Source organism: Cellulomonas sp. H30R-01, assembly GCF_010119915.1.
Classification (GTDB): Bacteria; Actinomycetota; Actinomycetes; order Actinomycetales; family Cellulomonadaceae; genus Cellulomonas; species Cellulomonas algicola.
The window spans coordinates 1,819,426-1,840,148 of sequence record NZ_CP048210.1 but is presented as its reverse complement, the minus strand read 5'-3'; the positions used below and the strand labels follow the sequence as shown (position 1 = coordinate 1,840,148).

At 70.7% G+C, this 20,723-nt stretch carries 20 protein-coding genes; 5 read left to right on the top strand and 15 right to left on the bottom strand.

From position 1 onward, the window contains the following. Positions 1-11 precede the first annotated feature (11 nt). From GXP71_RS08170 to GXP71_RS08160, 3 genes are all read right to left on the bottom strand, one after another. Positions 12-989, bottom strand: coding sequence for an IS481 family transposase (locus GXP71_RS08170; RefSeq protein WP_162352255.1), 978 nt, complete (start codon positions 987-989; stop codon positions 12-14). Positions 990-1,082: 93 nt separating this feature from the next. Beyond that, the gene (locus tag GXP71_RS08165; protein WP_162352254.1) at positions 1,083-1,619 is read right to left on the bottom strand and encodes a hypothetical protein; all 537 of its coding nucleotides are present in this window, start codon (positions 1,617-1,619) and stop codon (positions 1,083-1,085) included. 73 nt (positions 1,620-1,692) lie between these two features. Continuing rightward, complete coding sequence (locus tag GXP71_RS08160; RefSeq protein ID WP_162352253.1) at positions 1,693-2,151, bottom strand: GNAT family N-acetyltransferase; 459 nt, start codon at positions 2,149-2,151, stop codon at positions 1,693-1,695. A gap of 140 nt (positions 2,152-2,291) precedes the next feature. On the opposite strand from GXP71_RS08160, the gene GXP71_RS08155 reads away from it, so the two are divergent. Continuing rightward, positions 2,292-2,663, top strand: a complete 372-nt coding sequence (locus GXP71_RS08155; RefSeq protein WP_162352252.1) for a hypothetical protein — start codon at positions 2,292-2,294, stop codon at positions 2,661-2,663. Here GXP71_RS08155 and GXP71_RS08150 read toward each other — a convergent pair. Next, positions 2,660-2,905, bottom strand: coding sequence for a hypothetical protein (locus tag GXP71_RS08150; RefSeq protein ID WP_162352251.1), 246 nt, complete (start codon positions 2,903-2,905; stop codon positions 2,660-2,662). The genes GXP71_RS08155 and GXP71_RS08150 overlap by 4 nt on opposite strands. A 263-nt stretch (positions 2,906-3,168) precedes the next feature. Continuing rightward, on the bottom strand, positions 3,169-3,414 hold the full coding sequence (locus tag GXP71_RS08145) for a hypothetical protein (RefSeq protein WP_162352250.1): 246 nt from the start codon (positions 3,412-3,414) through the stop codon (positions 3,169-3,171). A 355-nt stretch (positions 3,415-3,769) separates the two neighbouring features. Between GXP71_RS08145 and GXP71_RS08140 the strand changes: the two genes are divergently transcribed. Next, the gene (locus GXP71_RS08140) at positions 3,770-4,066 is read left to right on the top strand and encodes a hypothetical protein (protein ID WP_162352249.1); all 297 of its coding nucleotides are present in this window, start codon (positions 3,770-3,772) and stop codon (positions 4,064-4,066) included. Between the two features lie 139 nt (positions 4,067-4,205). On the opposite strand, the gene GXP71_RS08135 is transcribed toward GXP71_RS08140, so the two are convergent. From GXP71_RS08135 to map, 6 genes are all read right to left on the bottom strand, one after another. Then, a complete protein-coding gene (locus GXP71_RS08135; protein ID WP_202924347.1) occupies positions 4,206-4,613 on the bottom strand; it encodes a VOC family protein in 408 nt (135 codons plus the stop codon). Between the two features lie 195 nt (positions 4,614-4,808). Continuing rightward, complete coding sequence (locus GXP71_RS08130) at positions 4,809-7,670, bottom strand: SIR2 family protein (RefSeq protein ID WP_162352248.1); 2,862 nt, start codon at positions 7,668-7,670, stop codon at positions 4,809-4,811. Between the two features lie 556 nt (positions 7,671-8,226). Beyond that, positions 8,227-8,514, bottom strand: a complete 288-nt coding sequence (locus GXP71_RS08125) for a DUF6191 domain-containing protein (RefSeq protein ID WP_162352247.1) — start codon at positions 8,512-8,514, stop codon at positions 8,227-8,229. Positions 8,515-8,534: 20 nt separating this feature from the next. After that, a complete protein-coding gene (locus GXP71_RS08120) occupies positions 8,535-9,275 on the bottom strand; it encodes an MBL fold metallo-hydrolase (protein ID WP_162352246.1) in 741 nt (246 codons plus the stop codon). Between the two features lie 86 nt (positions 9,276-9,361). Then, the gene (ppgK, locus tag GXP71_RS08115) at positions 9,362-10,147 is read right to left on the bottom strand and encodes a polyphosphate--glucose phosphotransferase (protein ID WP_162352245.1); all 786 of its coding nucleotides are present in this window, start codon (positions 10,145-10,147) and stop codon (positions 9,362-9,364) included. Next, positions 10,144-11,016, bottom strand: coding sequence for a type I methionyl aminopeptidase (map, locus tag GXP71_RS08110; RefSeq protein WP_162352244.1), 873 nt, complete (start codon positions 11,014-11,016; stop codon positions 10,144-10,146). The genes ppgK and map overlap by 4 nt, the downstream gene beginning before the upstream one ends. A 78-nt stretch (positions 11,017-11,094) precedes the next feature. Between map and GXP71_RS08105 the strand changes: the two genes are divergently transcribed. Next, a complete protein-coding gene (locus GXP71_RS08105) occupies positions 11,095-11,268 on the top strand; it encodes an SPOR domain-containing protein (RefSeq protein ID WP_124344325.1) in 174 nt (57 codons plus the stop codon). A 57-nt stretch (positions 11,269-11,325) separates the two neighbouring features. On the opposite strand, the gene GXP71_RS08100 is transcribed toward GXP71_RS08105, so the two are convergent. Genes GXP71_RS08100 through GXP71_RS08090 form a run of 3 tightly spaced genes read right to left on the bottom strand, consistent with a single transcriptional unit; the run spans position 11,326 to position 14,833 of the window. Then, a complete protein-coding gene (locus tag GXP71_RS08100) occupies positions 11,326-12,309 on the bottom strand; it encodes an endonuclease/exonuclease/phosphatase family protein (protein ID WP_162352243.1) in 984 nt (327 codons plus the stop codon). Next, positions 12,306-13,118, bottom strand: a complete 813-nt coding sequence (gene panB / locus GXP71_RS08095; protein ID WP_162352242.1) for a 3-methyl-2-oxobutanoate hydroxymethyltransferase — start codon at positions 13,116-13,118, stop codon at positions 12,306-12,308. Before panB ends, GXP71_RS08100 begins: the two co-directional genes overlap by 4 nt. Before the next feature lie 47 nt (positions 13,119-13,165). Continuing rightward, a complete protein-coding gene (locus GXP71_RS08090) occupies positions 13,166-14,833 on the bottom strand; it encodes an NAD+ synthase (protein WP_162352241.1) in 1,668 nt (555 codons plus the stop codon). A gap of 93 nt (positions 14,834-14,926) precedes the next feature. Here GXP71_RS08090 and GXP71_RS08085 point away from each other — a divergent pair, with 93 nt between their 5' ends. Beyond that, the gene (locus GXP71_RS08085) at positions 14,927-16,264 is read left to right on the top strand and encodes a glutamine synthetase family protein (RefSeq protein ID WP_124344329.1); all 1,338 of its coding nucleotides are present in this window, start codon (positions 14,927-14,929) and stop codon (positions 16,262-16,264) included. Positions 16,265-16,364: 100 nt separating this feature from the next. Further along, positions 16,365-19,397 (top strand): bifunctional [glutamine synthetase] adenylyltransferase/[glutamine synthetase]-adenylyl-L-tyrosine phosphorylase, encoded by a 3,033-nt coding sequence (locus tag GXP71_RS08080; protein ID WP_162352240.1) that lies wholly within the window; start codon positions 16,365-16,367, stop codon positions 19,395-19,397. On the opposite strand, the gene GXP71_RS08075 is transcribed toward GXP71_RS08080, so the two are convergent. After that, positions 19,388-20,635 (bottom strand): AI-2E family transporter, encoded by a 1,248-nt coding sequence (locus tag GXP71_RS08075; RefSeq protein ID WP_162352239.1) that lies wholly within the window; start codon positions 20,633-20,635, stop codon positions 19,388-19,390. The genes GXP71_RS08080 and GXP71_RS08075 overlap by 10 nt on opposite strands. Positions 20,636-20,723 lie beyond the last annotated feature (88 nt).

The following is a 20,723-nucleotide window of genomic DNA, read 5'->3' as shown; positions in this document are numbered from 1 at the left end:
CCCCGTGGCCGCTAGGTGTACTGACCCGCTGCGTTGTTGACGCGGTCGATGGGTCGTAGGCCGCCGATGCCGAGGTGGGGTCGGTCCAGGTTGTAGCGGTCGAGCCAGGTCGGCAAGAGTGCGGCGCGTTCGGCGTTGGTGGTGAAGACCCGCGAATAGGCCCACTCGGCGGCGAGGGTGCGGTTGAGGCGTTCGACCTTGCCGTTGGTCCAGGGGCAGTAGGGCCGGATGAGCTTGAGCCGGATGCCGAGGCGCTCTGCTGTGTCGAGGAAGACCCGTGAGAGCCGGTAGTTCTTGGCGTTGTCGCTGATCACACGCTCAACGGTGATGCCGTGTGAGGCGTAGAACGCTGCCGCTCGAGCAAGGAACTCGGCGCAGGTGGTGCTCTTCTCATCGAGATGGATCTCGGCGTAGGCCAGGCGAGAGTGGTCGTCGATCGCGGTGTGGACGTAGTCGTAGCCGACGCCACGGCGACGCTCTCGCCGGCCGTCGGCGCGGCCGAGCGCCCGATGACCGCCGCCGTCGGGGATCCGACCGAGCTTCTTGACGTCGATATGGACCAACGACCCCGGGTAGGGGTGCTCGTAGCGGTGCGGCGAACGCCGCGAGGCCCGGATCGGCAGACCGGTCAGCGGGTCGCACTCGCGCAGCAGCGCCGTGCCGTGACGGGCCAGGACCCGCCCGACGGTCGAGGCCGGCAGACCCAGGTGATGGCCGATCCAGACCGGCCCGCGCCGCGAGAGCATCCGCGCGATCCGCACCCGCGTCTCCACGCACGGCGCTGTCCGGCGCGGGTGGGTGCGCGCCACGCTCGGCCGGTCGACCAGCCCGGGACGCCCGTCGAGCTGCCAGCGGCGCCACCACCGCCACGCCGTGGTGCGCGAGACACCCATCTCTGCCGCGACGTGCGCGACCGGGCGCCCAGCCGCGATCCGTTGCACCAACACCAGCCTGCCGGCAGGGGTCAACCGGGCATTAGCGTGAGACACGAGAGACCTCCGTTGGTCGAAGCGGGTTCCTAGACAGCTCCCACTCGACCCGGAGGTCTCTCGCTACGTCAACAACGGTCTTGGTCAGTACAGCTAGGCGGTCTCAGCGTCGATCGGAACAGCAACGCGAAGATTCGTGACCAGCTTTGAGCGCTTGCGTTGCCCGTTGGACAACGTCACGACGGCGCGCGCGTCGAGGCGTCCGTCGGGTGGGATCTCCGACCGTTCCTGGATCAGCGGAAGCGCGATGATGCGCAGCGTGTCGCCATCCTCGACCCGTGCAGGAAGCCCACCGAGCGAAATGCGTCGCTCGAACAGTTCACCCATGTAGGGGTGCGCGTGCGTGTGGCGCGGCACGTTGAGCAGCAGCATGCCGTCGCGGTCCGATGGCAGCACTGGGTCGGGTTCTAGCCGCAGACCCGTGATGCTGATCGGTCGGCCGACGTTCGACACGGTCAGTTCGACCATCGCGTGCGCGACGGAGGTAGGTGCGTCATCTGGCGGCATCTCAATCGAGACGAGCGTGCCTCTGGCCGACACGATGACACGGTGACGTTGGCGGACGGTGGCGACTATGGAAAGCACGAGCGCGACGAGCGCTACTGCGTTGGTCCCGATCCAGGCCAGCATGCCGGTCATCGTCCCGCGCCGACCGTCGGCACAGTGACCGGCGCGCCGGAGACATCCCGTCGCCGTGGCTGACCTAGTGGACGAGCTCTCGACGAAGGCCGTAGTCGCCCGCGACGAACCCGTTCGCCAGGTAGAACCGCGTCAGCTCGGCGGCTCGCTCGGGTCCCACCATGCCGAAGTGCAGCACGACGACGTCGGCACGGCCGTCGCGCGACCGGTCGCAGAATGCCTCGACAAGCGCCGAGCCAATTCCCAGCCGACGCCGCGCCGGATGGACAGCCACGTACGACAGGAGCGCGGACGTTCGCCAGACGGCATCGTCGTCGAGCACCCGCGACGGCTGCTTCCCCCAGACCATCCCGACGGGCGCGAGCTCGTCGTCGGATGCGATCAACAGGAGCTCGAACTCAGGGTTGATCCCGTCGGCCGCGAGCTCGTCGGCTGCGCGCGCGAACCCCGCCAGCCGCAGAAGATTGCTCGCCTGCGCGACGGTGGCGCCGTCGTACGCCTCGGCGATCTGCACGTCGCCCATGCTCGCACCCCGCGCGAACCTCGCGACCGGCCGGTGCCGAGGCCCGGCCGCCGCGACTCTCGGGGCCCCGTCGGCGATAGGCGAGATTCGGTCCGCCCGTTGCGGCACCGCCGCCAGGCACGGGCCGCTAGCGTCCGAGGATGACGACCGACTACGCCGCTACGTGGGCCGCGCTGCTGCCCGAGACTCGGACCCGTTTCCTGACCCGACGGCCCTATCCGCTGTCCGTCGACGATCGCGCTGCGCTGCTCACAGCCGGACCGGTCACGATCTTCGCGTCCGGGGTCGAGGGCGGAACCGGCACCAATCAGTGGACTCTCTCCGACGGGTTCGTGAAGTTCATCGCCGCCCAGATCGAGAAGCGGAAGACTGAGCTGCTCGCCCCGTACGTCGATGAGGCGACGGTGCCGCTGACCGGCCGCGAGGACGACGCGGGCGGCCCGATCCCCGATGACGTCCTCGCCGAGCTTCGAGCGCTCGACGCGAACCTCGCCGAGCTCGATCTGTCCTAGGTCGGACGCACACGGTCTGCAGGCAACCACGCGAGCCAGTGACGGTCGTCCCCAAGCGTCTGACGCACGCACAGCCAGGCGGCCGATTCTGGCGGCGCAGGGGCGCGCGAGACGACCGCGACAGGCACCGTCACGACCTCGCCGCCGTACGTCTCGGCCGCCACGACGCCGAACCGCATCGGGGACAGCGGCGTCATCAGGACCGGCTCGGCGTGCGTGCGGATCAGGTGGGCGTAGGGCATGCGGCGGACGGTACGGGGAGCGGTGACAGCGTCCGCGAGCACCCCTGTCAGAAAAACTCGACCGGCCTGCAGTCCAAAAGCAGTCCGAGAGTTGCCGTGAAACGGCGTGACCTCGCGTGAGATGACGTGTGACGTTACCGCAGGTCAGCGCCGGATTCGGCAGCACCGACGCAGATCAGAGACACCCCCAAAGTCTAACCCGGCGTATCGACTCACTCATCCGCTCAACCGCAGCTGACCTGCGTGATCGCTGCCCGGGCGTGTCAGCCCGCCGACCAGAAGACTCGCTCGGCGACCGAGAGAGCCTCCTCGGGCGGAACCCACTCGATCCGTGTCGGCGGTTCGGTCCACGGGCACGTACCGTCGGCGATCTCGTCCAGCGCCGCTCGGACGTCGTGGCGGATGTCGCTGCCCCAGACCCGTTCGCCGTCGCGCACGAGGCAGGTCGTCCATTCGAGTTCGAGGACCGGCTCCGCACCGTGCGTGTAGCACGTCACCTGCTCGAGCATCAGGTAACCGTCGGCATCCCCGGACAGACGCGCGACCCACTCGTGGTACGGCGGGTCGACGTCGGGACCGGAGCTCACCGCCACACGGTAGACGCTCGGTTACCCCCGGTCCTCCTCGGGTTGCGACTGCCGACCGCGGGCCCGCGGAGACTCCCGTCCACCGGGTCCCGACCCCGGCGTCTCGACTGTCTCGTCGCTTCGTCGCGCCCTGGCGGGCGCCATCGTGCGAGACGAGGCCCCTTCCGGTCGCGGGTTGCCCCGGGGGACCGGAGGATGAGCAGCAGACCTCTCCGGAGAAGTCGGAGCGGTCGTGCACGCCCGTCACCTGGACGGCAGAGTCGCCGAGGGGGACCACATGGCCACGATCCACGTCTCACCCGAACCCGCACCGGCCGCGCCGCCAGTGCCGGCGTCGGTGCTCCGTGACGTCTCCGAGACGTTCCCGACCGACGACGCGGTCGCGCACGCGATCCGTCTGCACGATGAGGCGCGCGACGTGCACGAGCGTGCCGCACTGTTCTTCGACGAGCTCGCCGCGGCCGGCACCGAGCGCCGTGACTACTACCTGGGCCGGGCGGCACGCCACCGGCTGCTGGCCGAGCAGGAGCGCGAGGCCGCGGCGCGGCAGACCAACCGCTCGCTGCGCTTCTGAGAACGCCGGCTCGGCCGCGGATCCTCGCGGCCGAGCCGGACCATCACGTCGCAGGCCGCGGAGGTCGTTGACGCCGCGGGCACGGACACCAGAGCGGGGCTTTCGGCCTCAGCACGCGTCGCCCGGCACGGATTGTTGGTCAGGCGCTGCCGGCCTGCGCCGCGGCGAGCTGGCTCGGCGTGCTGCGCAGCAGGCAGAACTCGTTGCCGTCCGGGTCGGCGAGGACGTGCCACGGGACGTCGCCCTGGCCGACGTCGACGGGTGTCGCGCCGAGCGCGAGGAGCCGTGCGAGCTCGGTGGCCTGGTCGGAGCTGTCGGGCGGGCGGACGTCGGGGTGGAGCCGGTTCTTGCCGGTCTTGCCCTCGGGGACCTCGATGAACAGCCAGTTCGTCGCGGACCCGTCGGACGGGGCGATCTCGATCTCGACCGGGCCGTCGTCGTCCTCGGGTTCGTCGAGCACGTCCCAGCCGAGCGCGTCCGCCCACCAGCGGGCGAGCGCGACGGGGTCGTGGCAGTCGATCGTGATCTGGGACACGTGGAGAGGCACACGGCGACGGTAGAGCGAGAAGCACAGGTCCGCCTGTTGTGTACCGAACCGCGCGCCCGTGGAACCGCCGCGGGGCGTAACCGGCGGCGCCAAGCGCGCGCTGATGCACCGCCAACGCCCCGCATCAGTTGGGTAACGGGGCAAAAAGCGCCGCAAGGCCCTACAGCCCTCAGGCCTAGGAATCAGCTGGTGGTGCTAGCGTCCCAGTGCGCGCGCTTGTCGCAGCCTCCGTCGCTTGTCTAGATCTTGCCGGAGTTCGGCAATGTGGGCCTTCTTTTGCATATCGTCCCGGTACCGCTGTGCGCCAGTGATCAATTCAACACAGAGGTCGCGCAGGCTCTGCGCGTCCGTCATGGAAAGGCGCGGATCGCTAAAGAGAGATTCGATAAGTAGGTACAGCAGGAACTCACGAATGATCCATCGGTTACCGATGTCTTTTAGCAATGTGCTCAGCTGCGCGGGCCAGCCAGGCTCTCTTACGCTGAATGCAAAGAAGGCAGCACCCATGCGCCCGTCAAGACTCGACTCAAACTCTCCCGATTTCAAGGCCCTTTCGAACACCATAACAAGCTTTCGTGACGCGAGCATTGACTGAACCCCGCCCAACGCAATAATTGCAGGGAATGCACGACTGAAATCCTCAACAAAAGCCTCGCGCGCCTCTTCGTCCTCCAACTCGATCAGCTGATCGGCTTCAAGTTCACTCGCAATAGTACGGGTGAAACTGCGAAAACTACTGTCTTCATGAAGGAAGGGGATCAGCAAACCCCACGTTGCTAATGTATCCTCGAGAACCGCCTTCTTGAGCTCGAGATCGTCGACCTGGTCGGAGTCGCGGAGTACGGTTGACACCAGATCGAGCGACCGAAGTAGCCGTAGGCCCGGCGGGATTTCCGTCGGATCGTCTGCAGGGAATACGGGCACACGATCGGAGTCGTCGTGAACGTCATCGAGCCAAGCCTGTCCGCGTTCATCCTCCCCAAACGCCACGTCGTCGCCACCGATCTCGTTGCCGCCCGCCTCTGAGGATTCATCACCCGTTCTCGCAGTTTCGTTTGGGGCGTCGACAAGCTCAAGGAGCGAGTAAAGCGGGCTGCTCTCGGTGTCAACCGACGAGACGTCTAGGAGCGACCTCAGATCGTCAACGAGCTGACCATCGTGGCGGACGAGCGCCGCGTGTGCCTTCAGAATTGGAGAATAAAGCAAAGGATGCGCAAGGAGAGCGCTCCTGAACTCACTACTCTTGCTGACGCGCTTCGCCGCGAATAGATATAGGTAGCTACTGCGTCCAAACACGACATTGCCACCCGAGCGTCGAAGAACGCGGCGCTCGACAAAGTTGGTTAGGATTGCCGTCGGCGATTCCTTCCAACCGTAGCTCTCGATGACGCGTTGCAGCTCTGCGACCACGTCGTGCTCCGGCAGTCCGCCCGCTCCAGAGTTTACAAAATGCTCGGCCAGACTTGCGAGTAGCGCCTCACGGTTGACCTGTTCGATCCCGAGCCGTGCGTCTTCGTGGGGGTCACCGCGACCAAGTAGAAGGCTGACATACTGGTCCAAGATAGTGGTCTGTGACGCGCTGATAGCGATGATGCCACCGCGCGTCAGCACCGAGAGCAAGAGGGACACCGAGAGTGGGGTACGAGGCAGATTCTCCCTAGACAACACGTCGAGCACGGCCCTTGTGAGGCGCTCGGCGCCGTGCGGAGCGACATATGTTGCCAGGCGTCGAATGTCGGATCCAGCGAGACGGCCGAGGAATCTTGTGCGCGGATTTAAGCCGGCGGCGCGGAGTCGCTCGAGCGTATCGTCCTCAGTCCCTTGTCTGCAGCCGATTATAACGACAATCGCCTCTTGGTGAGACAGTTCTGCTAGAACTTTGTCTGAGACTCGCTGCGTGTAAGGACTAAAGTCGTCGAGGGCCAATACGTACGGAGGAAGTGCATCCTTCTTCTGACCTACAATGCCAGCTTGCAGGGCCGCCCCAAAAAGCGCGTCGCGTAGCGGGTTGGCGGGACGACTCCGGCAGTCCTTGAAGTTAACGTAGAGCGGCACGGCGGCACCGAGGTTCACGGCCGCTTTCCAAGCCATCCATTTTATCGCCGTGGTGAGGCCGGACTCTTCGTCGCCCACTACGAGGATTGCCTCGGCCTCACTTACCTCTTTTTCGGGATCGATGCGGTCAATATCCGTGCTGGCGCCTCGCCTCTTCCGTGCCCGCACATACTCGGGATTCGGCACTGGCAACAGGATCGGTGGAAGGACGACCTGCTCGATGTCGACGCTGGAGCGGTCGTCGACGGTTTCGGTAACAAGCATCTCAGCAACGATGCTCTCCGCCATTGCCGATTGAGCGTCGACGACGGGGTTGACGGCAATTCCGGCCGGTGAAAGTGTCAAAGTACCGGCGGTTGGCGCGAGTCCTGAGAGGAATCCAGGAAGGTCGCCATGCTCCTTGCCGTAAGCGACGGGCTCAATGTTCTCGTCTGCATGCTCGGCGCGCAAAGCCTCCAGTTCGTTCTCTAGGCACAACCTGAAATGTGTGGCAGTCGAACGCGGGAACGTTCGCCGAAACCAGCTGAGGACTTTTCCAAAATTGGGATCGCTAAGTCCAGCACCATATCCGACAAAGACGACCGATGTGAGCGTCGAGAAGGCGCGCTGTAGATGCTGAATCTGTTCGTCGTGAAGTATGCGCGCATAATCTTCGTCCGAAAGTACGACGGATTCCGGTTTGGTCCAGATTCCGTGTAGATGGCCGATATCGCGCGAACCCCTCGTCAGTACGGATTGTACTCCGCCAGCGTCGGTCCAATCTGTCGAGCCGCGTCCGGTTGCGTCTTCAATTAGCGTGTCGTAGTTCGTCGTTAAGATGGGAAAACGGAGAGTGCTGATGGCTTTTCCCAGGCTGGAGTCTCGGACCGTCAACGTCCCTACCTCAGAGGACAGCCAGTTTGCGTACGCTACATCGCCGATCGCCCGAACGGACTTTGAAACGGCACTTGCGGCGTTAATCAGGAACGAGCTATCGCTTTCGTCGATCCCGTAGTCGATCATTTGCTCGACCATGGTTCGCCAGCCCTTTGCTGGCGTCGGCCTTGCATTGGCTTCAACGAAATCGATACCAGACCGGATAAGCCCCGCCCACGTTGCGGCGGGAGCGTTCCGTGTTGCGGCGGCCGAAGCTCCTGTGCCTACGAGTAGAACAATGTTTCCCGATCTCGTCGCATCTTCGAGTGACGTCATTGTGATCCCCGGTTGTCCAAGCTCGGCTCATTCGCTTTCGCCGTGCGGGCGTAGCTGGCGAAGTGGACTGGGAGCGAGCGACGGCGTTCTGCCGGGCCGCAAGTCGGTGCTCGCCACCGCACGTGGTGACTTGTGATGGTAGGCGAGTTGCGCGAACTCAGGTGGTCGACTCTCGGGTGAAGTCGATCGTGCCGCGGATAGCAGAGAGTCCAACTGCGTTCACTTCCGACGTTCGTCCGACACTTGGCTGCTCGGTGACTTTGTATCCGGCGAACGCAGAGTCGACCCACGCGTAGCCATGAATGGTGACCCGGCGCAGACATAGTGAGCGGGAGGCCTTGTTGACGACTGGCGCGAGGGCGGATGCCTAGACCTCACGGCCGGGGTCGATCCGGGCGACGCCGGCGTCGAGGTCGACGGGCGGGGCGGTGTCTCCGGCGTGCTGGATGTCGAGCCGCTGACGGTCCTGCTCTTGCGTGAGGTGCTCGCGGCTCGGCTGGAAGACGTCGACGAGCCCGCCGAACATGCCCGACGCCGCGGAGCCGGACGGGACGCGCGTGCGGGGGCGGCGACGGTCGAACAGGCCGCGCGCGACGAGGCGGTCGACGACGACGAGCACGACGACCACGCCCGCGACGCCCCACAGCCACTCCATGCGGCCATGGTCGCACGCGGTCAGCGGCGCAGAGCCGCGAGCTGAACGGCGTGCGCGTCGGCCACCCAGGGGTCGGCGAGGCGCGGGTCGTCGGACCGGCCGTCGGCCAGCGCGTCGAGGTAGGCGCGGTCGGCGTCGAGGCGCCGGTCGAGCTCGTCGCGGTCGCCGGGGGAACCATGCCCCGGGACGACGACGGACACGTCGAACCGCTCGACGGCCCCGGCGAGTGCGTCGAGGCCGGCGCGGTAGTCGCCGACGGGGTCGGCAGCGGTGTCGTCGAGCAGCGGGACCTCACGGTCGGACAGCATGTCGCCGCACAGCAGCACGCCCGTGCGCACGACGACGAGTGCGCCGTGGTCGGGCGCGTGCGCGGCGTGCGCGACGACGGCGACCTCCGGCCCTCGCCAGTCGAGCCGGTCGGTGCCAGCCGCGTGGGGGTACGGCTCGGGCCGGACCGGGACGACGTCGGCGGGAGCGTCCTGCGGGTGCGCGGCGAGCACGGCGGCGAGCGCCACGTCGTCGTCGCGCTCGTCTGACCGGGACCGAGCCCACCCGGCGTCGTCGTCGGCCGCGGGACCGCCCGCGCGCCACCGCGGCAGCCCGCGCACACCGTGCCCGTCGAGCACGTGGTCCCAGTGCGCGTGCGTCGACCACACGGCGACGGGCCGCCACCCGCGGCGTGCGACGGCCGCGCCGAGCCCGGCCACCTCGGCGGCGGTGACACCGGGGTCGACGACGAGCGTCGTCCCGTCGTCGCCCACGACCAGGCTTGTCGTCGTCGCGTAGACCGCGCTCGTCGCGACGTGGACGCCGGCGGCGACCTCGACGAGCGGGCGCGGGCGCGTCGTCAGTGCGCCTTCGCCGCGAGGGCCGCGGCGCCCACGATGCCGGCTGCGTTGCGCAGCTCGGCGGGGATGATCCGGGTGCGGATGTCCAGCAGCGGCAGGAAGTGCTCGTGGTGCTTGCTGACGCCGCCGCCGACCACGATGAGGTCGGGCCAGAACAGGTTCTCGACGACCGTGAAGTAGCGCTGGAGGCGCTGCGACCAGGCGGCCCAGTCGAGGTTCTCGCGGTCGCGCGCGGAGTCGGCGGCGCGGGACTCGGCGTCGAACCCGTCGATCTCGAGGTGACCGAGCTCGGTGTTCGGGACGAGGCGGCCGTCGACGATGAGCGCGGACCCGATGCCGGTGCCGAGCGTCACGACGAGCACGACGCCGTCGACGTCCTTCGCGGCGCCGTACTTGACCTCGGCGAACCCGGCGGCGTCGGCGTCGTTGACGGCGACGACCTTGCGCCCGGTGGCCGCGCCGACGGCGGTCTCGACGTTGGTGCCGATCCAGGACTTGTCGACGTTCGCGGCGGACTGGGCGACGCCGTGCAGGATCACGGCCGGGAACGTGACGCCGATCGGGACGTCCTTGTCGAGGTCGAACTTCGCGACGACCTCGGCGACCGTCTGCGACACCGCGTCGGGCGTCGCGGGCAGCGGCGTCGGGATGCGCACGCGGTCCGCGGCGAACTCCCCGGCGTGCAGGTCGACGGGCGCGCCCTTGATGCCGCTCCCGCCGATGTCGATGCCGAACGCGACCGCGTGCTTCTTCTTCGCGTGCTTGTCGTGCTTGTCGTGGCTCATGGCAGTGTCAGGATCTCCGCTCCGGTGTCGGTGACCAGCAGGGTGTGCTCGAACTGCGCGCTGCGGCGGCCGTCGGCCGTCACGACGGTCCAGTCGTCGTCCCACATGACCCAGTCGGGCGTGCCGAGGTTGAGCATGGGCTCGATGGTGAAGACCATGCCCGGCTCGATGACGGTGTCGTAGAGCGGGGCGGCGTCGTAGTGGGGGATGACGAGGCCGGTGTGGAACGCGGGGCCCACGCCGTGGCCGGTGTAGTCGCGCACGACGCCGTACCCGAACCGGGCGGCGTACTTCTCGATGACGCGGCCGATGACGTTGACCTCGCGGCCCGGCTTCACGGCCTTGATCGCGCGGTCGAGCGACTCGCGCGTGCGCTCGACGAGCAGACGCGACTCCTCGTCGACGTCGCCCGCGAGGAACGTCGCGTTGTTGTCCCCGTGCACGCCCCCGATGTACGCGGTGACGTCGATGTTCACGAGGTCGCCGTCCTCGACGACGGTCGAGTCGGGGATGCCGTGGCAGATGACCTCGTTCACCGACGTGCACAGCGACTTCGGGAAGCCGCGGTAGCCGAGCGTCGAGGGGTAGGCGCCGTGGTCGAGCAGGAACTCGTGGCCGATCGCGTCGAGCGCGTCGGTCGTGACGCCCGGCTCGACGTGCCGGCCGACCTCTTCGAGCGCCTGCGCCGCGATGCGCGCGGCGACGCGGACCCGCTCGACCGTCTCGTCGTCGAGGACGTTGCTCCCGCGCCACGGCGCGGGGCCGGGCTTGCCGACGTACTCGGGGCGGGCGATGGTCGAGGGGACGGCGCGGCGAGGGCTCACCGTGCCCGGGACCAGGGCGGATCGTGGCGCGTGCACGGGCGGCATACCTGGCAGTCTACGGACAGCACGAGGGGGCGGCCCGGCCGGGAGAGGCCGCGGGCGGCGACGCGAAGGGAGCGGACGATGGCGACGCAGTACTGGTACAACACCGAGACCCACGTCGTGGAGGAGGGCCGCCAGAGCGACTGGAGCAAGCTCATGGGCCCGTACGCGACGCGCGAGGAGGCGGAGCACGCGCTGGAGCGGGCGCGCCAGCGGACCGAGAGCTGGGACGAGGAGGACCGCCGCAGCCGCTGACGGCCGGCGCACCGCGGCCGGAGCACGGCGCGCGACGAGCCGCGCGGCGCCGCCGGCTCAGCGGGCGACGAGCCGCGCGACGACCGGGCGGTGGTCGCTGCCGCCGGTGGCCGGCAGGACGTCCACCGACGTCACGCGCCAGCGGCGTCCGTCGACGAGCACGTGGTCGATCGGTGCCGCCAGCAGGGTCGGGGCGCTCGCGGGCCACGTGCCCTGGGCGCCCGCGCCGGCCGCCCGTGCCGCGTCGACGCACGGGCCGAGCGACCGCAGCCCGGGGTGGTCGAGCGTCGCGTTGAGGTCGCCCGCGACGATCGCGCCCGGCGTCTGCGCGCACGTGCGCGCGACGAGCGTGGTCTCCGCGCGCCACGTCGGCATGGCTGACCGCTGGATCGGCGCCATGGGGTGCGCGGCGACGAGCACGGGTCCGTCGCCGACGGGATCGGCGCGGAGCGATCCGAGCCGGGTCGGCAGCGCGTCGGCCTCGGTGTAGCGGCCGACGCCGGGGGAGACGAGCAGGGCCGTCCCGGCGATCGTGCGCACGTCGCCGGGCGCGGTGAGCACCTGCATCGGCCGGCCGCGGTCGGCGAGCCGTGCGGCGACGTCGCGTGCCGTGCTCGCGGACGTCTCCGGCAGCACGACGACGTCCGCGTCGTGGGCGTCGACGAGGTCGGCGAGCACCGGGGCCCGGACGACGTCGAGCGTGTTGAACGTGAGGACGACGAGCTCGCCGCGCACGGGCCCTGTCGCAGCCGCGGCCGTCGTCCCCGTCCCGGGCAGCGGGACCGAACGCCACGCGAGCACGCCGGCCTGGCCGACGGCGCCGACCGCGAGCACCACGACGAGCGGCAGCAGACGTCGACGCGTCCACGGCACCGCCGCGAGCAGCAGCGCCAGCGCGAGCGCGCCGCCCCCGAGGACCGCGCGGAACGAGACGAGCTGCGCGACCCCGTGCACGCCGCCGCCCACCGGCACCAGGACGACCACGACCACGACCGCCGCGACCGCGGCGAGCGTCCAGCCCGCGACCCGCGCGGGCGTCACGCGTCGAACTGGTGCGCCGCGTCGGGGAACGTGCCGCCGCGGACCTCGTCGATGTACGACGTCGCAGCAGCCTTGAGCGCCGCCCCGACCTCGCCGAACCGCTTGGCGAAGCGCGGCGACCAGTCCGTCATGCCGGCCATGTCCACCCAGACGAGCACCTGGCCGTCGCACTGCGCGCCGGCCCCGATGCCGATGGTCGGCACGGCGACGATCTCGGTGATGCGGGCCGCGAGCGGTGCGGGGACCATCTCGAGCACGATCGCGACCGCGCCGGCCTCGGTGATCGCGAGCGCGTCCTCCGACAGCCGCTCCGCCGCGACGTCGCCGCGCCCCTGCACGCGCGGACCGCCGAACAGGTTCTCGGACTGCGGGGTGTAGCCCAGGTGGCCCACGACGGGGATGCCCGCGTCGGTGAGCGCGCGGATCTGCCGCGCCACGCGCCTGCCGCCTTCGAGCTTGACCGCGTCGACGCCGGTCTCCTTCATGAGCCGCACGCCGGTCGCGAGCGCCTGCTCGGGCCCCGCCTCGTACGAGCCGAACGGGAAGTCGACGACGACGAACGCACGCTGCGCGGCCCGCGCGACCGCGCGGGCGGGCGGGATCAGGTCGTCCACGGTGACCGGGAGCGTCGTCGTGTGCCCGTGCATGGTGTTCCCGATCGAGTCGCCGACGAGCAGCATGTCGACGCCGGCCTCGTCGAAGATCCGCGCGGTGACCGCGTCGTAGGCGGTCAGCATCGACAGCCGCTCGCCCTGCTCCTTCGCCTGGCGCAGGTGGTGCACGCGCACGCGCTTCACGTTCTGGGTCATGGAGATGCTCCTGGGGTCGGTTCTCGACGGTCGCGGGCGGTGACGCCTCAGGGCTCGCGCCACCGGGACGTCACGGGCAGGCGCCGGTCGCGCCCGAACGCGAGCGCGGTCACCTTGGGGCCGAGGGGGTACTGCCGTCGCTTCCACTCCGCGCGGTCGACGAGCGTGACGACCTTGTCGACGACGGCCGGGTCGAACCCGCGGGTCAGCAGCTCGGCGCGTCCTTCGGCGTGCTCGACGTACGCGTCGAGCACCTCGTCGAGCAGGTCGTAGGGCGGCAGCGAGTCCTGGTCGGTCTGCCCGGGCCGCAGCTCGGCGGACGGCGGCTTGGTGATCGACGACTCGGGGATCGGCGGCGTCTCGCCCCGCGCGGCGGCGTACGCGTTGCGCCAGCGCGCGAGGGCCCAGACGCGGGACTTGTCGACGTCCTTGAGCGGGGCGAAGCCGCCGATGCTGCCCGCGTCGTAGATCGTCGCGTAGCCCGTCGCGAGCTCCGACTTGTTGCCGGGCGCGATGACGAGGTGCCCCTCGCGGTTCGAGATCGCCATGAGCAGGACGCCGCGCACGCGCGCCTGCAGGTTCTCCTCCGCGACGCCCTCGAGCGCGAGGTGCTCCTGGAACGCGTCGACGACCGAGGCGATCGGCTGCACGCGGTAGTCGGCGCCGATCCGCCGCGCGAGGTCGGCCGCGTCGTCCTTGCTGTGCTCGGAGGAGAAGGACGACGGCATCGAGACGCCGACGACGTGCTCCCCGCCGATCGCGTCCGCGGCGATCGCGGCAGTCAGCGCGGAGTCGATGCCCCCCGACACGCCCAGCAGCACCGACCGGAACCCGTTCTTGCGGACGTACCCGGCGAGCCCGGTGACGATGGCCCGGTACACCTCCTCGTCGGCCTCGAGGGGTGCGGCCAGCGGTCCGGGCTCGGGCGCGGCACCGCGCTCGGGCAGGTCCCACACCAGCAGGTGCTCGACGAACTGCGGCGCGCTCGCGAGCACCGTCCCGTCGACGCCGACGACGAACGACCCGCCGTCGAACACGAGGTCGTCCTGGCCGCCGACGAGGTTGACGTACGCGACGGGCGCGTCGACCTCGCGGGCGCGTCGGGCCGCCAGCTCGACGCGGACGTGCCCCTTGCCCTCCTCGTAGGGCGAGCCGTTGAGGACGACGAGCAGGTCGACGTCGTTCTCGTCCATCTGCGCGACGGGACCGCCGTCCTGCCAGATGTCCTCGCAGATGACGACGCCGACGCGCGCGTCCGCGACGTCGACCACGCACGTCTCGTCGCCCGGCGCGAAGATGCGGAACTCGTCGAACACCCCGTAGTTCGGCAGGTGGTGCTTGTCGTAGCGGGTCTGCACCTTCCCGTGCCGCAGGAGCACCGCCTGGTTGGTGGGCAGCCCGCGGTCGTCGGGTGCGGCGGAGTCGCCCGCGCCGTGCTCCCCGACGGTCCCCACGAGCACCGCGAGGTCCCCGAGCCCGGCGTCGACGAGCTCCGCGGCCGTCCGCTCGAGCGCCGCCTCGGCTCCGCGGCGGAACGAGGCACGCAGCGCGAGGTCCTCGATCGGGTACCCGGTGAGCGTCATCTCGGGGAAGACGACGAGGTCGGCGCCCGCGTCCGCGGCCTTGCGGGCCCACGTCACGACCGCGGAGGCGTTGCCGTCGACGTCCCCGACGCAGGTGTCGATCTGGGCCAGGGCGATACGCGGCCTCGTCATGGCGTCGAGCCTAGTCACCGCCACGACGACCGCCCGCCACGTCGACGTGGGGATGGCGGCCGGACGGCCCTCGCATCGGGCAGGATGTACGCCATGGACAGGCAGCAGGAGTTCGTGCTCCGCACGGTCGAGGAGCGGGACATCCGCTTCATCCGCCTCTGGTTCACCGACGTGCTCGGGATCCTCAAGTCCGTCGCGGTCGCGCCGGCCGAGCTCGAGAACGCGTTCTCGGAGGGGATCGGCTTCGACGGCAGCGCGATCGAGGGCCTCACGCGCGTCTACGAGGCGGACATGATCGCCCGCCCCGACCCGTCGACGTTCCAGGTGCTGCCCTGGCGCGGCGAGCGGCACGGCACCGCCCGCATGTTCTGCGACCTGCTGACGCCCGACGGCGCGCCGTCGCTCGCGGACTCCCGGCACGTGCTCAAGCGCGCACTGTCCCGCGCGAGCGACCAGGGGTTCACCTTCTACACGCACCCCGAGGTCGAGTTCTACCTGTTCGAGGCGCCCGCGGACCCGACCCAGGCGCTCGTGCCGGTCGACCAGGGCGGGTACTTCGACCACGTGCCGCGCGGCACCGCGCACGACTTCCGCCGCGCCGCGATCACGATGCTCGAGTCCATGGGCATCTCGGTCGAGTTCTCGCACCACGAGGCCGGGCCGGGCCAGAACGAGATCGACCTGCGCTACGCCGACGCCCTGACCACGGCGGACAACATCATGACGTTCCGCACGGTCGTCAAGGAGGTCGCGCTCGAGCAGGGCGTGTTCGCGTCCTTCATGCCGAAGCCGCTGTCGGACCAGCCGGGCTCGGGCATGCACACGCACCTGTCGCTGTTCGAGGGCGACCGCAACGCGTTCCACGAGCCGGGCGGGCACCTCGAGCTCTCGAAGACCGCGCGGTCGTTCATCGCGGGCCTGCTCAAGCACGCCGCCGAGATCACCGCGGTGACCAACCAGTTCGTCAACTCCTACAAGCGGCTGTGGGGCGGCGCGGAGGCGCCGAGCTACGTCTGCTGGGGGCACAACAACCGCTCGGCGCTCGTCCGCGTCCCGCTGTACAAGCCGGGCAAGGGCAACTCGAGCCGCATCGAGTACCGCGCGGTCGACTCCGCGACCAACCCGTACCTCGCGTTCGCGGTCATCCTCGCCGCCGGCCTCAAGGGCATCGAGGAGGGCTACGAGCTCCCCGAGGGCGCCGAGGACGACGTGTGGGAGCTCACCGACGCGGAGCGCCGCGCGCTCGGCATCGACCCGCTGCCGCAGTCCCTCGACGCCGCCATCGCGGTGATGGAGAAGTCGGAGCTCGTCGCCGAGACGCTGGGCGAGCACGTCTTCGACTACTTCCTGCGCAACAAGCGCCAGGAGTGGGACGAGTACCGCGCGCAGGTCACGCCGTACGAGCTGCGGCGGTTCCTGCCGGTCCTGTGACGGCGCGCACGACGGCGCTCATGACCTCGCTCATGACCTCGCTCACGATTGCGCACGTCGCCGTGGAGGCGACGGTGCGCGCCGGCGGACGGGCGCCGTCGTGACGGTCGACGGACGCAGCGGCAGCCTCGCGGGACGGCTCACACGCGCGGGGGTCGCCGACGTGGCGCGCGCGCAGCGCCTGCTCGAGGACGCCGCCCTGCAGGAGGTCGTGCCCGGGGGCGCCGACGTCCTGGCGGGAGAGCTGCGCGACCTCGCCGACCCGGACCAGGCGCTGCTCACGCTCGCCAAGCTCGCCGGCGCCGTGCGCGGTGACGCGGAGCTCGGCGGACTGCTGCGTGCCGTCGTGCTCGACGGTGGTGCGCCCCGCGACCGGCTGCTCGGCGTCGCCGGTGCGTCGGTGGCGCTGGGCGACACCCTCGTCGCGCACCCCGAGAACCTGCGTGTCCTGGTCGACGACGAGCCCGCGCTCGGCGTGCCCGTCGGTGCCGTGCGCGCCGAGCTGCTGCGCGCGGTCGGCGCCGACCCCGACGCGGCCGTCCCCGTCGCGACCGACCCGGGCGGGACCGACGCGCTGCGGCGCGCGTACCGGACCCGGCTGCTGCGGATCGCGGCCGCCGACATGACGGCCACCGACCCGCTGTCCCGCCTGCCCGGCGTCGCCGCGGCGCTCGCGGACCTCGCCGCGGCGGCCCTCGAGGGCGCGCTCGCGGTCGCGCGCCGCGACCTGGACGACCACGGCGCAGGCGTCCGGCTCGCCGTCATCGGCATGGGCAAGACCGGCGGACGCGAGCTCAACTACGTGAGCGACGTCGACGTCATCTACGTCGCCGAGCCCGTCGACGGTGTCGACGAGGCCGAGGCGCTCGCGGCGGGTGCCCGGCTGGCCGCCGGCCTCGCACGCGTCTGCTCGACCGCGTCGGGCGAGCCCGCGCTGTGGCCCGTCGACGCCGCGCTGCGTCCCGAGGGCAAGGACGGCCCGCTGGTCCGGACGATCGCGAGCCACCGCGCGTACTACGAGCGGTGGGCCAAGACGTGGGAGTTCCAGGCGCTGCTCAAGGCGCGGCCGCTCGCGGGCGACCCCGACCTGGGGCGCGAGTACGCGGCGATGGTGCAGCCGTTCGTCTGGGCGGCCGTGCAGCGCGAGAACTTCGTCGAGGACGCGCAGGCGATGCGTCGCCGCGTCGAGCAGTACGTGCCCGCCGCGGAGGCCGACCGTCAGCTCAAGCTCGGCGTCGGCGGCCTGCGGGACGTCGAGTTCACCGTCCAGCTCCTGCAGCTCGTGCACGGCCGCGCCGACGACTCGATCCGCAGCCCCAGCACGCTCACGGCGCTCGCGGCCCTCGCGGCGGGCGGCTACGTCGGGCGGGAGCACGCCGCGCGCCTCGCGGTCTGCTACCGGTGGCTGCGGCTCGTCGAGCACCGCATCCAGATGCACCGGCTCAGCCGCACGCACCTGCTGCCGACCGCCGACGCCGACCTGCAGCGGCTCGCGCGGTCGGTCGGGCTGCGCGCGGAGGGCGCGCAGGGCCTGCTCGAACGGTGGCGCTCGGTGCGGCGCGACGTGCGGCACCTGCACGAGGAGCTCTTCTACCGCCCGCTGCTGCCCGCGACCGCGCAGCTGTCGACCGAGGAGGCGAGCCTGGCGCCGGACGCGGCCCGCGCACGCCTCGCGGCGATCGGCTACCGCGACCCGGCCGGTGCGCTGCGGCACATCGCGGCGCTCACGGAGGGCGTGTCGCGGCGCGCGTCGATCCAGCGCCAGCTGCTGCCCGTCATGCTCGGCTGGTTCGCCGACGGCGCCGACCCCGACGGCGGCCTGCTCGCGTTCCGCCGCCTCTCGGACGACCTCGGGACGACGCACTGGTACCTCAAGCTGCTCCGGGACTCGGGCACCGTGGCGCAGCGCCTCGCGCACGTCCTGTCGACGTCCCGGTACGTCGCGGACGCGCTGTCCCGGTCGCCGGAGTCGGTCATGTGGCTGGCCGACGACGCCGAGCTCGAGCCGCGCACGGCGGAGCGCCTCGCGGCCGAGGCCGACGCGGTCCTCACGCGTGCGGACGAGCCCGTGCCCGCGGCCCTCGCCCTGCGCGGGCTGCGCCGGCGCGAGCTCGCGCGCACGGCCGCGGCCGACGTGCTCGACGTCCTCACGAGCGTCCGGGCGTCACGGAGCCTGACCCGCGCGGCCGACGTGGTGCTGTCGGGGACGCTGCGCGTCGCCGAGTGGGAGGCGCGTGTCGCGCTCGGGCTCGACGAGAACCCGACGCGGATGCTGGTCGTCGCGATGGGCCGGCTCGGCGGCGGTGAGATGGGCTACTCGTCGGACGCGGACGTGCTGTTCGTGCACGACCCGCTGCCCGGGGCCGACGCGGCCGTCGCGCAGGAGTTCGCGCTGTCCGTCGCGACGCAGCTGCGGTCCCTGCTCGGCTCGGTGGGGCCGGAGCCGACGCTCGCGGTCGACGCCGACCTGCGACCGGAGGGACGCAACGGTCCGCTCGTGCGGTCGTTCGACGCCTACGCCGAGTACTACGACCGCTGGTCGTCGCCCTGGGAGAGCCAGGCGCTGCTGCGCGCCCGACCCGTCGCGGGCGACACGGAGCTGGGGGAGCGGTTCGTCGCGCTGATCGCGCCCCTGCGCTACCCCGCCGGCGGCCTCGACCAGGCGACGGTGCGCGAGGTCCGGCGGATCAAGGCCCGCGTCGAGGCGGAGCGCCTGCCGCGCGGGGTCGACCCGGCCCGGCACCTCAAGCTCGGGCGCGGCGGCATCGCCGACGTCGAGTGGACCGCGCAGCTGCTGCAGCTCCAGCACGCGCACGAGGTGCCCGGCCTGCGCACGACGTCGACGCTCGACGCCCTGGCGGCGGCGCGTGACGCGGGCCTGCTCGCCGAGGGCGACACGCGCGTCCTGGTCGAGGCGTGGGAGCTCGCGTCGCGCCTGCGGGACGCGAACGTGCTGTGGACCGGCCGCGCCGAGGGTGCGCACGCCGACGTCCTGCCGCACGACCGGCAGGCGCTCGGGGGGGTCGCGCGCGTCGCGGGGTACCCCGCGGGCGGCGGTGCGGACCTCGAGGAGGACTACCTGCGGACCGCCCGGCGTGCACGGGCGGTCGTCGAGCGGGTCTTCTACGGCTGACGCGCCGCGGTCCCGTCGGTGTCGGTCGTCCCGGTGTCGGTCGCGCCGGCCCCGGGCGGGGCTGCGTCGTGCGGGTCGACGGGCGGCGTGACCGACGCGGGCGAGTCCTCGTCGACGTCGTGCCACTCCCGCGCGCGCAGCGCCTCCGCGTCCTCCTCGAGGATCGCGGCGTCGACGAGCTCGTGCCGGCGGATGTAGGTCGAGGACACGGCCTGGATGGTCGCGGCGACGGGCAGCGCGAGGAACGCCCCGATGGGGCCGAACACCGCACCGAACGCGATGACGGCGAGGAAGGAGACCGCGGGGTTCAGCTCGAGCGACCGCGCGGACACCTTGGGGGAGAAGATCAGGTTCTCGACCTGCTGGTACGCGATGATGAACGCCAGCACCGCGAGGCCCTTGAGGGGGTCGACGGCGAGCGCGACGGCCACGGGCAGGGCACCGCCGATGTAGGTGCCGACGGTGGGGACGAACTGCGAGACGACGCCGGTGAACGCGGCGAGCGGCAGCGAGTACGGGATGCCGAGCACCAGCAGGAAGATCCACGTGAACACCGTGCAGAGCGCGGCGAGCACGATGCGGGAGTTGATGAAGTCGGCGACCTTCTCCTGGGAGACCTCCCAGAGCCGCAGGATCTCGCGCTGGCGGTTGGGCGCGAACAGCCGCAGGACGGCGGCGCGGAACTTCGGCCCCGCGCTGGCCATGTAGTAGACGACCAGCAGGATCGACGTGAGCGTGAAGAGGCCGCCGATGATGGACGCGCCGACGCCGATGATGCCGGGTGCGAACGACTGCCAGTTCTCGCCGACGTTGGCGATGACCTCGTCCGACTCGGGGAGCTGGACACCGAACGACGTGTCGAGCCAGCTCGTGAGCTGCTCGTAGTAGCTCGGCAGCGACTCGACGAGCTCGACGACCTGCGCGACGAACAGCCCGCCGAACAGCGCGGCGATCACGAGGATCACGAGGATCCCGCCGACCATGACGATGCCGGTGGCGCGCGTGCGCCGGACGCGGTGCGCGACGAGCCACCGGATGAGCGGCTCCATCGCGAGGGACACGAACCACGAGATCACGACGATGGTGATCACGGAGCCGAGCAGCGACAGCGCCCGCCACGTGAACAGGCCGAGGAACACGGCCACCCCGGCCATGAGCAGCGCACGCGGCAGCCAGGCGGGCGGCTTGCGGGGGTCGCGGGCGACCGCGTCGTGAGCGGGGACGGGCGGTCTGGGCATCGGTCCCTCCGGGGACGACGTGCACGGGACGTGCGGCCGACGGTCGCGCGTGGAGCGCTCGGGGGGCACCGTACCGCGCCAGGGGTCG